This is a genomic window from Klebsiella sp. GG_Kp146 (genome assembly GCF_040061975.1).
GTDB lineage: Bacteria > Pseudomonadota > Gammaproteobacteria > Enterobacterales > Enterobacteriaceae > Klebsiella > Klebsiella quasipneumoniae.
Genome location: NZ_JBEAHA010000002.1, coordinates 161,130 through 174,822, shown reverse-complemented (window position 1 = coordinate 174,822; position 13,693 = coordinate 161,130). Strand labels below are relative to the sequence as shown.

General features: G+C 63.2%; 8 protein-coding genes. All 8 read left to right on the top strand.

Annotated features, from left to right (window positions below):
- Positions 1 to 46: 46 nt before the first annotated feature.
- Positions 47 to 598: a prepilin peptidase-dependent protein gene (locus tag ABLU95_RS03135; protein ID WP_032453981.1), complete on the top strand. Its 552-nt coding sequence runs from the start codon at positions 47 to 49 to the stop codon at positions 596 to 598.
- Positions 595 to 1,152 carry a prepilin peptidase-dependent protein gene (locus tag ABLU95_RS03130; RefSeq protein ID WP_032453975.1) on the top strand — a complete coding sequence of 186 codons (558 nt, stop codon included), beginning with the start codon at positions 595 to 597 and terminating at the stop codon, positions 1,150 to 1,152. Before ABLU95_RS03135 ends, ABLU95_RS03130 begins: the two co-directional genes overlap by 4 nt.
- The gene (locus tag ABLU95_RS03125; RefSeq protein WP_023290896.1) at positions 1,149 to 1,556 is read left to right on the top strand and encodes a DUF2509 family protein; all 408 of its coding nucleotides are present in this window, start codon (positions 1,149 to 1,151) and stop codon (positions 1,554 to 1,556) included. The genes ABLU95_RS03130 and ABLU95_RS03125 overlap by 4 nt, the downstream gene beginning before the upstream one ends.
- Complete coding sequence (locus ABLU95_RS03120; RefSeq protein WP_023290895.1) at positions 1,541 to 1,864, top strand: prepilin-type N-terminal cleavage/methylation domain-containing protein; 324 nt, start codon at positions 1,541 to 1,543, stop codon at positions 1,862 to 1,864. Before ABLU95_RS03125 ends, ABLU95_RS03120 begins: the two co-directional genes overlap by 16 nt.
- Positions 1,865 to 1,876: 12 nt before the next feature.
- A complete protein-coding gene (gene recC / locus ABLU95_RS03115; protein WP_241516368.1) occupies positions 1,877 to 5,254 on the top strand; it encodes an exodeoxyribonuclease V subunit gamma in 3,378 nt (1,125 codons plus the stop codon).
- A 120-nt stretch (positions 5,255 to 5,374) separates the two neighbouring features.
- On the top strand, positions 5,375 to 8,260 hold the full coding sequence (gene ptrA / locus ABLU95_RS03110) for a pitrilysin (protein WP_261902058.1): 2,886 nt from the start codon (positions 5,375 to 5,377) through the stop codon (positions 8,258 to 8,260).
- Entirely contained in the window at positions 8,257 to 11,793 is a 3,537-nt protein-coding gene (gene recB, locus ABLU95_RS03105; protein WP_348878796.1) for an exodeoxyribonuclease V subunit beta, read from the top strand. The genes ptrA and recB overlap by 4 nt, the downstream gene beginning before the upstream one ends.
- Complete coding sequence (gene recD, locus ABLU95_RS03100; RefSeq protein ID WP_348878795.1) at positions 11,790 to 13,634, top strand: exodeoxyribonuclease V subunit alpha; 1,845 nt, start codon at positions 11,790 to 11,792, stop codon at positions 13,632 to 13,634. Before recB ends, recD begins: the two co-directional genes overlap by 4 nt.
- The last annotated feature ends 59 nt before the right edge of the window (positions 13,635 to 13,693 follow it).

Genomic DNA, 13,693 nt, shown 5'->3' with positions numbered 1-13,693 from the left:
GGGAATGTTGGAAAGAGGCTCGCAAAAAAATGTTCTGCTGTTGATCATACAAACCTTTTTTGCGTGTCTGGCCGGGAAAGCTATTTTCCGTCGTCGCGCCAGGGCTAACCGCCGCGGCATACTCTGCGCCATGAACAGAGAACATGGCTATACCCTGATGGAAACCCTGGTGACGCTGACGTTAATGATGATCCTCAGCGTCGGCGGCCTGTACGGCTGGCAGCGCTGGCAGCAGCAGCAACGACTGTGGCAAACCGCCGTCCAGGTGCGGGATTTCCTGGTCTTCCTGCGCGATGACGCCAACGCCTACAACCGGGACCGCGTGCTTCGCGTCGGCCAGGATGAAGAGGGCTGGTGCCTGAGTGCGCAGGGGGAGGCGCCGGCGTGCGCCTCCGCGTCGACCTTAACGCTGCGCCCGCGCTGGCCGGGGATCTCGCTGGCAGGCGTCACGCCTGGCCTGGGATTCTACGGACTGCGCAGCACCGCCTGGGCAGGGAATCTGCGGCTGCAGAGCGAGGCCGGCAGCTGGAGCATTGTGATTTCACACTGGGGGCGGATTCGTTTATGCCGCAGCGACAGCGCGGGAGGGTGCCAGTGAGCCGCCGCGGGTTTTCCCTTGCGGAGGCGCTTATCGCCATGGCGATAGGCTCGCTGCTGCTGATTGGCGCCTGCCGCTTTCTACCCGCCCTGCAGCGCCATATTCTGCGCCAGGGCGAACAGCTGGCCCTGGAGAACGAACTGTGGCAGCGGGTGCATGCCGTGGGTAAACATCTGCAGCGCGCCGGATACTGCCGGGGAGCGTGCGGCGGAGCCGGACTGGAGCTTGCCGCCGACGGCGAGTGCTTGATTGTGCGCTGGGACGCGAACAGCAATGGGACATGGGAAACCTCCCCTGCGGCAGCGGCGGAGAGCACCGGCTTTCGCCTGCGCGACGGCGCGCTGGAGACTTTGCGCGGAGCCAGCGACTGCCGCGGCAGCGGATGGGAGAAAATCACCAATCCGGCCGCTATCGTGGTGACGCGCTTTGCGGCGCAGCGTCTGCTGACCGAGGGCTTCGCGCCGGAGCTGATCGTGACGCTGGCGGCGCGCTCTGCCCGGCAGGCGGGTCTGGCGGCCGAGGTGGAGCAGCGGGTGACGGGGTATAACCTGTGATCCGCCAGCGTGGAATGTCGTCGCTGCTGATGGTGCTCCTGTTGCTGACTCTCGGTAGCCTGCTGCTTGAGGGGCTTAACCTGCAGCAGCGGGCGCTGCTGGCGCAAACCGCCAGCGAAACGCAGGCGATCCGCGATACGGCTGTGGCCCATTCGGCGCTACAGTGGGGAAAGCAGCAGGCCTGGTCGACACAGGCGCCGCTGGCCTGCCGCGAGCAGGCGCAGCAGGGCTGGCGCGCCTGTCTGCGCATCTTCGACGACGGTTCGCTGCTGCTCAGCAGCGCCAGCGGCGAGGTGCAGGTCTGGCAGTCCGGCGAGGTGCGCGGCGGGCAGGTGCGTTTCTCCGCCCATGGCTGGAGCGATTTTTGCCCGCTCAGGGAGGTGAGCTTATGTCAAATGCCATGAAGCGCCAGCGGGGTTTTAGCCTGCCGGAGACCGTGCTGGCGATGGCGCTGATGGTGCTGACGGTCGCCGCGCTGGGCGGCTATCAGCGCGGAATGGCGCAAGGGGTCCACCAGCTGAACCAGACGCGTCAGCTATGGCGCGACGCCTGGCGCTATAGCCAGCTCTCCGCGCCGCCTCCGCCGGCAGGTGAGCAGGTAAGCCGTATGCAGACATCGACGCAAAGATGTGTCAGCATCACGGTAACGATCAGTATGCCCGTTGCAAAGCGGGCGCAGATGACCCGGCTGCATTGCCCGGTCAGCCAGTAGTCAGGAGCAATTATGTTAAGGGTATACCACTCAAACCGGCTGGATGTTCTCGAGGCGTTGATGGAGTTTATCGTCGAGCGCCAGCGGCTGGATGACCCTTTTCAGGCTGAAATGGTGCTGGTGCAGAGTACCGGTATGGCGCAGTGGCTGCAGATGACCCTGGCCTCGCGCTTCGGAATTGCCGCCAACATCGAGTTTCCGCTGCCGGCGAGCTTTATCTGGGATATGTTCGTGCGCGTCCTGAAAGATATCCCTGGCGAAAGCGCCTTCAGCAAGCAGAGCATGAGCTGGAAGCTGATGACTCTCCTGCCGCAGCACCTGGAAGAAGACGATTTTATCCTGCTGCGCCAGTATCTGAGCGATGACGGCGACAAACGCAAGCTGTTTCAGCTGGCCGCCCGGGTAGCGGACCTCTATGACCAGTATCTGGTCTATCGCCCGGAATGGCTGATGCGCTGGGAGGCCGACCAGCGGGTTGACGGCCTCGGCGACGCCCAGCAGTGGCAGGCGCCGCTGTGGAAAGCGCTGGTGCGCTATACCGCCGAGCTCGGTCAGCCGCAGTGGCACCGCGCCAATCTCTATCAGCGCTTTATCAGCGCCCTGGAAAAGGCCGATGAACCGCCCGCCGGGCTGCCGTCGCGCGTCTTTATTTGTGGAATTTCCGCGCTGCCGCCGGTCTACCTGCAGGCGCTGCAGGCGCTGGGTAAGCATGTCGATGTCTATGTGCTGTTCACCAACCCCTGCCGCTACTACTGGGGAGATATTAAAGATCCGGCGTTTCTGGCGAAGCTACTGTCGCGTCAGCGACGCCATCACCGCGAGGCGCGCGCGCTGCCCCTGTTCCGCGACGCCGGGCAGGCGCCAGGGCTGTTTAATGACGCCGGGGAGCAGGATGTCGGCAACCCGCTGCTCGCCTCCTGGGGCAAGCTGGGACGCGACTATATCTACCTGCTGGCGGGGCTGGAGCGCTATGAGGAGCTGGACGCCTTTGTCGATATCGTTCCTGATAACCTGTTGCATAACCTGCAGTCGGATATCCTCGAACTGCGCAACGCGGCGGTGGCCGGGCAGAGCGCAGAGGCGTTCGCTCACAGTCGCGACAAACGTCCGCTGGCGCAGGATGACCGCAGCCTGAGCATTCACGTCTGCCACAGTCCGCAGCGTGAGGTGGAGGTTCTGCACGATCGGCTGCTGGCGATGCTGGAGGCGGATCCGACGCTCACGCCGCGGGATATCATCGTCATGGTGGCGGATATCGATAGCTACAGCCCCTATATACAGGCGGTGTTTGGCGCCGCCAGCGGCGACCGCTGGCTGCCGTGGGCGATCTCCGACCGCCGCGCCCGGGAGTCGCACCCTGTGCTGCAGGCGTTTATCACGCTGCTCTCGCTGCCCGACAGCCGCTTCGCCAGCGAAGATGTGCTGGCGCTGCTGGACGTGCCGGTGCTGGCGGCGCGCTTTAACATCAACGAAGAGGGGCTGCGCTACCTGCGCCAGTGGGTCAACGAGTCCGGGGTCCGCTGGGGAATGGATGACGACAACGTCCGAGAGCTTGACCTGCCGGCGACCGGCCAGCACACCTGGCGGTTCGGCCTTACCCGCATGCTGCTGGGCTACGCGATGGACAGCCGGGAGGGCGAATGGCAGTCGGTGCTGCCCTATGACGAATCCAGTGGTTTGATCGCCGAGCTGGTGGGTAACCTCGCATCGCTGCTGATGCAGCTTAACCTCTGGCGACGCGGTCTCGCCCAGCAGCGGCCGCTGGCGGAGTGGCTGCCGGTCTGTCGCGATCTGCTGAATGACTTTTTCCTGCCGGACAGCGAGACCGAAGCGGCGCTGGCGCTGATTGAGCAGCAGTGGCTGGCGGTGATTGATAGCGGTCTGGAGGCGCAGTATGGCGACCAGGTGCCGTTGACGCTGTTGCGCGATGAGCTGGCCCAGCGCCTCGATCAACAACGGATCAGCCAGCGCTTTCTCGCCGGCCCGGTCAACATCTGCACCCTGATGCCGATGCGCTCTATTCCTTTCAAAGTGGTTTGCCTGCTGGGGATGAACGATGGGGTTTATCCGCGAACGCTGCCGCCGCTGGGCTTTGATTTAATGAGCCAGAAGCCGCAGCGCGGCGACCGCAGCCGGCGCGATGATGACCGCTACCTGTTCCTTGAGGCGCTGATGTCCGCCGAACAGACGCTGTATATCAGCTACATCGGCCGTTCTATCCAGGACAACAGCGAGCGCTTTCCCTCGGTGCTGGTGCAGGAGCTGGTGGATTACATCGGCCAGAGCCACTGTCTCGCCGGCGACGAGGAGCTTGATTGCGACACCAGCGAGGCGCGGGTTAAAGCCCACATCACTCACCTGCATACCCGCATGCCGTTCGACATCGCCAATTTCCAGGAGGACGAGAACAAGAGCTACGCCCGGGAATGGCTGGCTGCCGCCGGCCAGCAGGGTGAGGCGCATAGCGACTTCATTCAACCGCTTACCCCGCCGCCGATAGACAGCCTGCCGTTCGAGCTGCTCCTGCGCTTCTGGCAGCACCCGGTTCGCGCGTTCTTTCAGCAGCGTCTGCGGGTCAATTTCCGTGCGGAAGAGGATGATATTCCCGATGACGAGCCCTTCACCCTGGAAGGGCTGAGCCGTTATCAACTGAACCAGCAACTGCTCAATACCCTTATCGAAGAGCAGGACGCCTCGGCCATGTTCCGCCGCTTCCGCGCCGCCGGCGAGCTGCCGTATGGCGCCTTTGGCGAGCTGGTGTGGGAGACGCAGCGTCTGGAGATGCAGGCCCTGGCCGAGCGGGTGAAAGCCGAGCGCCAGCAGGCGCAAAGCATGGAGATCGATCTCCAGTGCGGCGGCGTAAATCTGACCGGCTGGCTGCAGCAGGTGCAGCCGGACGGGCTGCTGCGCTGGCGGCCTTCGCTGCTGAGCGTCTCCCAGGGGATGCAACTTTGGCTGGAACACCTTGTCTACTGTGCCAGCGGCGGCACCGGCGAGAGCCGGCTGTTTGTGCGTAAAGAGGGAGAGTGGCGTTTTCCGCCGCTGGCGCCCGCCGAGGCGCAGGCGTACCTTAATGAGCTGGTGGATGGCTATTTGCTGGGGATGTCGCAGCCGCTGCTTCTGCTGCCGGAAAGCGGTGGCGCCTGGCTGAAAGCCTGTTATGACGCCGAAAAGGATGTCATCGTAATGGACGAAGAGACGCAGCAGAAAGCGCGGAGCAAATTCCTGCAGACCTACGAAGGTAACATGGTGGTCAGCGGGGAGGGCGCCGATATCTGGTATCAACGCCTGTGGCGTTCGCTGGAGCCGGCGCATTACGAAGAAATCATTGCCCAGACGCAGCGTTATCTGTTACCGCTATATCGTTACCATCAGTCCACACAAATTTAAATAGTATAAAAATTGCGCAGTGAATGGCGGTTCATTTATTATGCGCAACGTATCACGGACTGATGGACATAAAAGGCTGCACGCCGTGCAGCGCAAGTTTGTTAATGATGAGGTTCGTGAATGCCCCGCAGTTTATGGTTCAAGGTTTTTGTAGTGCTGGCCGCCCTCTGGGCGCCGTTGAGTCAAGCCGACACCGGATGGCAGCCTGTTCAGGAGACGATCCGCAAAAGCGAAAAAGATACGCGTCAGTATCAGGCGATCCGTCTTGATAACGACATGGTCGTGCTGCTGGTTTCCGATCCGCAGGCGGTGAAATCGCTGTCGGCGCTGGTGGTGCCGGTGGGATCCCTGCAGGATCCGGCCGATCATCAGGGGCTGGCGCATTTTCTGGAACATATGACGCTGATGGGGTCGCAAAAATATCCCCAGCCTGACAGCCTTGCAGAGTTTCTTAAGCTGCACGGCGGCAGCCATAACGCCAGCACCGCGCCCTACCGCACCGCGTTCTATCTCGAAGTGGAGAATGATGCGCTGGACGGGGCCGTAGACCGGCTGGCCGACGCCATCGCCGCGCCGCTGCTGGATAAAAAATATGCCGACCGCGAACGTAACGCGGTCAACGCCGAGCTGACGATGGCCCGGACGCGAGACGGGATGCGCATGGCCCAGGTCAGCGCAGAAACCATTAACCCGGCTCACCCGGCGGCCCACTTCTCTGGCGGCAACCTCGAGACGCTCAGCGATAAGCCCGGCAACCCGGTTCTTGATGCGCTGCACACCTTCCGCGATAGCTGGTACTCCGCCAACCTGATGAAAGCGGTGATCTACAGCAACAAGCCGTTGCCGGAGCTGGCGCGCATGGCCGCTGACACCTTTGGCCGCGTGCCGAATCGTCAAATCAGCAGGCCGGAAATAAGCGTCCCGGTGGTAACCGATGCGCAAAAAGGCATTATTATTCACTATGTGCCGGCGATGCCGCGTAAAGTGCTGCGCGTCGAGTTTCGCATCGACAACAACAGCGATCGTTTCCGCAGCAAAACGGATGAACTGGTCACTTACCTGATCGGCAACCGCAGCCCGGGGACGCTCTCCGACTGGCTGCAAAAGCAGGGACTGGCGGAAGGTATCCGCGCGGATTCTGATCCGGCGGTGAACGGCAACAGCGGCGTGCTGGCGATCTCGGCCACCCTCACCGATAAAGGCCTGGCGCACCGCGACGAAGTGACGGCGGCCATATTCAGCTACCTCAACCTCCTGCGTACCCAGGGCGTCGACAAACGTTACTTTGACGAGTTGGCGCATGTGCTGGCGCTGGATTTCCGCTATCCGTCGATCAACCGCGACATGGATTACGTGGAATGGCTGGCGGATACCATGATCCGGGTGCCGGTCGAGCATGCGCTGGACGTGGTCAACATTGCCGATCGCTACGACCCGCAGGCGATCAAAGACCGGCTGGCGATGATGACTCCGCAGAACGCGCGCATCTGGTATATCAGCCCGCAGGAACCGCATAACAAGACCGCTTATTTTGTCGATGCGCCGTATCAGGTGGATAAGATCGGCGAGCAGACGTTCGCTGACTGGCAGCAAAAAGCGCAGGCGATCAAGCTGCAGCTGCCGGCGCTCAACCCCTATATTCCGGATGATTTCACCCTCATCAAAAGCGATAAAGCCTGGCCGCACCCTCAGCTGATCCTCGATGAGCCGACCCTGCGGGTGGTTTATGCCCCGAGCCAGTATTTCGCCAGCGAGCCGAAGGCGGATATCTCTCTTGTGCTGCGTAATCCCCAGGCGATGGACAGCGCTCGCCGGCAGGTGATGTTTGCCCTCAACGATTATCTCGCCGGCATCGCCCTCGATCAGCTCAGTAACCAGGCGGCGGTCGGCGGCATTTCGTTCTCCACCGGCGCCAATAACGGGTTAATGGTCAATGCCAACGGCTACACCCAGCACCTGCCGGCGCTGTTCAGCGACCTGCTGCAGGGATACTTCAGCTATACGCCGACCGAGGAGCAGCTGGAGCAGGCCAAATCCTGGTACGCGCAAATGATGGACTCCGCTGAGAAGGGCAAAGCCTACGATCAGGCGATAATGCCGATCCAGATGGTCTCCCAGGTACCGTATTTCCAGCGCGAAGTACGCCGGGCGCTGTTGCCTTCCATCACCTTGCAGGAAGTGCTCGACTACCGCGCCAACCTGAAAACCAAGGGGCGCCCTGAACTGATGGTGATCGGCAATATGTCCGCCGATGCCGCCACGACGCTGGCTCGCCAGATCCAGCAGCAGCTGGGCGCTGACGGCAACGAATGGTGCCGCAATAAAGACGTGGTGGTGAACCGGCAGCAGCTGGCGATCTTCAACAAAGCGGGCAACAGCACCGACTCCGCGCTGGCCGCGGTGTTTGCGCCGCCCAACGTGGATGAGTTCAGCAGCACCGCCGCCAGCACCCTGCTGGGACAGATTATTCAGCCGTGGTTCTACAACCAGCTGCGCACCGAAGAGCAGCTCGGCTACGCGGTCTTTGCCTTCCCGATGAACGTGGGGCGCCAGTGGGGTATGGGCTTCCTGCTGCAGAGTAGCGATAAGCAGCCGGCTTTCCTCTGGCAGCGGTTCCAGGCCTTCTTCCCCACCGCGGAGGCGAAGCTGCGGGCGATGAAGCCGGAAGAGTTTGCCCAGCTCCAGCAGGCGGTGATAAGCCAGATGCTGCAGGCGCCGCAGACGCTGGGCGAAGAGGCATCGAAACTGAGCAAAGATTTCGATCGCGGTAATATGCGTTTTGATTCACGTGATAAAGTAGTGGCTCAGATTAAACTGCTGACGCCGCAAAAACTTGCCGATTTCTTCCATCAGACGGTGGTGGATCCGCAGGGCATGACGATATTGTCCCAGATTTCCGGTAGCCAGAATGGCAAAGCGGACTACGCCCAGCCGGCAGGCGGCAAAGTGTGGGAAAACGTCAGCGCATTGCAGCAATCCTTACCCCTGATGCGAGAGAATGAATGACCGACACCGCTGAGTCTTTGGATCCCCTGCGCTTGCCCTTGAGGGGCGAGCGCCTGATAGAAGCCTCTGCGGGCACCGGAAAAACCTTTACCATCGCCGCGCTGTATCTGCGGCTGCTGCTGGGGCTGGGCGGCGAGGCCGCCTATCCCCGCGCCATCAGCGTTGAAGAGCTGCTGGTGGTGACCTTTACCGAGGCGGCGACCGAAGAGCTGCGCGGACGTATCCGCAGCAACATCCATGAACTGCGCATCGCCTGTATGCGCGGTGAATCCGACAACCCGCTCTACAGCGCGCTGCTGGCGGAGATCGCCGATAAAGACGATGCCGCGAAGACCCTGCTGTTGGCCGAACGGCAGATGGACGAGGCGGCGGTGTTCACCATCCACGGTTTTTGCCAGCGGATGCTGAGCCTTAACGCCTTCGAGTCAGGCATGCTGTTCGAGCAGCAGCTGATCGAGGATGAATCCCGCCTGCGCTATCAGGCCTGCGCCGACTTCTGGCGCCGTCACTGTTATCCACTGACCCGCGATATCGCGGCGGTGATCCATGACGTCTGGAAAGGGCCGCGCGACCTGCTGAAGTCCCTTGACCGCTGGCTGCAGGGCGAAGCGCCGCAGCTCAAGTCGCCGCCAGCCGCCGACGAGACGCTGGCCGAACGCCATCAGCAAATCATCGGCCGCATTGACTCGCTCAAGCAGCAGTGGCGCGAGCAGGTGGGGGAGATCGAAGGCGTGCTTGAAGATTCCGGCCTTGACCGGCGGAAGTTCAATCGCGGCAACCAGGGCAAATGGCTTGAGAAAGTGACCGTCTGGGCGCAGGAAGAGACGCTGAGCTATCAGTTGCCCGACGCGCTGGAGAAATTTGCCCAGTCGTTTCTGCTTGAGCGTACCAAAGCCGGTGGCGAACCGCCCGTGCATCCTCTGTTTAGCGCCGTCGAATCGCTGCTGGCCTCGTCGCTGACGCTAACCGATCTGGTGCTGGCGAGAGCGATGGTCGAGATCCGTGATGCGGTCGCGCGCGAAAAGCGCCGCCGCGGCGAGTTGGGGTTTGACGACATGCTCAGCCGGCTTGATGAGGCGCTGCGCGGCGACAGCGGCGAGGCGCTGGCCAGCGCCATTCGCCAGCGTTTTCCGGTGGCGATGATCGATGAGTTTCAGGATACCGACCCCCAGCAGTACCGGATTTTCCGCCGTATCTGGCGCCAGCGTCCGGAGACGGCGCTGCTACTGATCGGCGATCCGAAGCAGGCCATCTACGCCTTTCGCGGCGCCGATATCTTTACCTATATGAAAGCGCGCGGCGACGTTGCCGCGCACTACACGCTTGACACCAACTGGCGCTCCTCGCCTGGCATGGTGGGTAGCGTCAACCGGCTGTTCAGCCTCAGCGATAACCCCTTCATGTTTCGCGAGATACCGTTCCTGCCGGTGAAGTCGGCGGCGAAGAACCAGGGGTTGCGCTTTACCGTTGACGCGGCGGATGTCCCGGCGATGAACGTCTGGCTGATGCCCGGCGACACCGTTGGCGCCGGCGATTATCAGACGTTTATGGCCCAGCTCTGCGCCACGCAGATCCGCGACTGGCTGAGCGCCGGTCAACAGGGGCGCGCACGGCTGTGGCGTGGGGAAACCTCGCGCCCGGTGCAGGCTTCGGATATTACCGTGCTGGTGCGCAACCGGCTGGAGGCGGCGCAGGTGCGTGAAGCGCTGCAGACGCTGGGCATCCCCTCGGTCTACCTCTCCAACCGCGACAGCGTTTTTGAGACGCTGGAGGCCCAGGAGCTGCTCTGGCTGTTGCAGGCGGTGTTGTCCCCGGAGCGGGAAAATACCCTGCGCAGCGCGTTGGCGACCTCAATGTTTGGCCTGACCGCGCTGGATATTGAAAACCTCAACCAGGATGAGCAGGCGTGGGACGCGCTGGTGGAGGAGTTCAGCGAATACCGCCAGATCTGGCGTCAGCGCGGGGTGATGCCGATGCTGCGGGCGCTGATGACGGCCCGGCACATCGCCGAGAACCTGCTGGCGACCCGGGGCGGCGAGCGGCGCTTAACCGACATACTGCACATCAGCGAATTGCTGCAGGAGGCGGCCAGCCAGCTGGAAAGCGAGCATGCCCTGGTGCGCTGGCTGACGCAGCATATCGCCGAGCCGGACAGCAACGCCGCCAGCCAGCAGATGCGTCTCGAAAGCGATAAGCACCTCGTGCAAATCGTCACTATTCACAAGTCAAAAGGACTGGAATATCCCCTGGTCTGGCTGCCGTTTATCGCCCGGTTTCGCAAACAGGACCAGGCGTTCTATCACGATCGCGAGACGTTCGCGGCGGTGCTGGATCTGGGCCAGGATGAGGCCAGCCTCGAGCTGGCGGAGGCGGAACGGCTGGCGGAAGATCTGCGCCTGCTGTACGTCGCCCTGACCCGCGCGGTCTGGCACTGCAGCCTTGGCGTGGCGCCCCTCAGCAGTCGAAAGTCCGGCAACAGCGATTTTCATCTGAGCGCCCTCGGGCGGCTGCTGCAGGCGGGCGAAGCCATGGATGCCGCCGGGCTGGCCGCGCGTTTAGCGGACTTCTGCCATGGCGATATTGCATTACAGAGACCTGGCGAGCTGGATCTGACCCCGTGGCAGGCGCCGGCGGCGAGCATTCCCCCGCTGTCGGCGCGCGAGCTGCAGCGCCGCATCGCCGACGACTGGCGGGTGACCAGCTATTCCGGGCTGCAGCAGCATGGTTTCAGCGGCGGACAGGATCTGCTGCCGCGTCTGGATGTCGATGCCGCCGGCGTCGGCGAAGTCGTGGAAGAGCCGCAGCTGACCCCGCACCAGTTTCCGCGCGGCGCCGCGCCGGGAACCTTCCTGCACAGTCTGTTTGAGGAGCTGGACTTTACCCAGCCGGTGCCGGAAGGGTGGATGGCGGAGAAACTGCAGCTGAGCGGGTTTGACGCGCAGTGGGCGCCGGTGCTGACCGACTGGCTGGGGGGCGTGCTGAAGACCCGTCTGCCGGGGCCGGATATCGCGCTCAATCAGCTGGCGGCGCGGGATAAACAGGTGGAGATGGCATTTTACCTGCCCATCGCCCAGCTGCTGACGGCGGAGCGTCTTGACGCGCTTATCCGCCAGTACGATCCCCTTTCCGCCGACACGCCGCCGCTGGATTTCCGCCAGGTGCGCGGCATGCTGAAGGGCTTTATCGATCTGGTCTTCCGCCACGAAGGCCGCTATTACCTGCTGGATTACAAATCGAACTGGCTGGGGGAAGATCGCGAGGCCTATACCCGGCCCGCGATGGAGCAGGCGATGCGGGCTCACCGCTACGATCTGCAGTATCAGCTGTACAGCCTGGCGCTTCACCGCTATCTGCGCCACCGGCTGGCCGATTACGACTATGAACGCCACTTCGGCGGCGTGATTTATCTCTTCCTGCGCGGCATGGACGGGCAGGAGGGGGGGCAGGGGATCTTCACCACCCGGCCGGTGCGACCGCTGATTGACGGTCTGGATCAGCTTTTTGCCGGAGAAACTCAGGAGGAGGCCTCATGACTTTCGAACAACTACTGCTGGCGGCGGTGGAGCAGCGTCTGCTGCGGCCGCTGGACGTCCAGTTTGCTCTGATGGTGGCGCAAAACGACCCGCCGGCGGTCAAGCTGGCGGCGGCCTTGCTGAGCCGGGACGCCGGCGAGGGGCACGTATGCCTGCCGCTCTCGCGGCTGAGCGGCGACGAGGCGCTCGGCGGGAAAGCGGGGGAGATCCGCGATCGGCTGCTGGCCGAAGCCGGCTCGCCGGAAGACTGGCCCGCGCTGCTGCTCGCTTCGTCGGCGGTGAGCAGCGGCGATGCCCCGGCGCCGATGATCTTATGCGGCGACCGGCTCTATCTGAACCGGATGTGGCGCAACGAGCTGACCGTCGCCCGCTTCTTCAACGAAGCCAACCGGGTGCTGGAGATGGATGAGGCCCGGCTGGCGTCAACCCTGAACGCTCTGTTCCCTGCCACCGGCGAAACCGACTGGCAAAAAGTGGCCGCGGCGGTGGCGCTGACCCGCCGCATCTCGGTGATCTCCGGCGGTCCCGGGACCGGGAAGACCACCACCGTGGCCAAACTTCTGGCGGCGCTAATCCAGATTGAAGACAGTCCGCGCTGTCGTATTCGCCTGGCGGCGCCGACGGGGAAAGCGGCGGCGCGCCTGACCGAATCGCTGGGCGCGGCGTTGAGAAAACTGCCGCTGACCGACGCGCAGAAAGCGTTGATTCCCACCGAGGCCAGCACGCTGCATCGTCTGCTGGGCGCCCAGCCCGGCAGCCAGCGCATGCGCTATCACGCCGGCAACCCACTGCATCTGGACGTGCTGGTGGTGGATGAAGCCTCGATGATCGACCTGCCGATGATGTCGCGGCTCATCGACGCGCTGCCGGCTCACGGGCGGGTGATTTTTCTCGGCGATCGCGACCAGCTGGCCTCCGTGGAAGCGGGGGCGGTGCTGGGGGATATCTGCGCCTGGGCGAGCTCGGGCTATACCGCCGCGCGGGCGCAGGAGCTGACCCGGCTGACCGGTTCACCGGTACCAGCGGGCGAGGGGGCTATCGCTGGCGCGCTGAGAGATAGCTTGTGCCTGCTGCAAAAGAGCTATCGCTTCGGCAGTCACTCCGGCATCGGGAGCCTGGCGCGGGCGGTGAACGCTGGCGCGCGCGCGGAGGTGAAGGCCACGCTGCGCCAGCCGTTTGACGATATCGCGCTTCATCCCCTCAGCACGACCGAAGAGTACGACGCCATGCTCGGCGCGGCACAGCAGGGCTATGAGCGCTACCTGCAGCTGCGCCACGAGCGGGCGGAACCGCAGGCGATGCTGGCCGCCTTCAGCGAATTTCAGCTGCTGTGCGCGCTGCGTGAAGGGCCGTACGGCGTGAGCGGCATCAATGAGCGGCTGGAGCAGCGGCTCAACCGTCAGCGGGCGATCGCCCTGCCGCGCCACTCCCGCTGGTATGACGGCCGGCCGATTATGATATCGCGCAACGACAGCGCGCTGGGACTGTTTAACGGCGATATCGGGATAGCGCTGGAGCGCAACGGCGATCTTAGGGTGTGGTTCCTGATGCCCGACGGCGCCATCAAGTCGGTGCAGCCGAGCCGCCTGCCGGAGCATGATACCGCCTGGGCAATGACCGTGCATAAATCGCAGGGATCGGAGTTCGACCATGCGGCGTTGATCCTGCCGGCGCGCAGCGTCCCGCTGGTGACGCGCGAACTGGTCTACACCGCGATCACCCGCGCGAAACAGCGGTTGTCGCTCTATGCCGACGAGCAGGTGCTCTCCCAGGCCATTGTGACCCGAACCGAGCGGCGAAGCGGCCTGACGGAGATCTTCGCCGGGCACAAAGCCCCCTGAGATGCCGCGTTTGGGCGACGGGTAGCGTGACGACGCACCTCGACAGCTGGGCGCATATC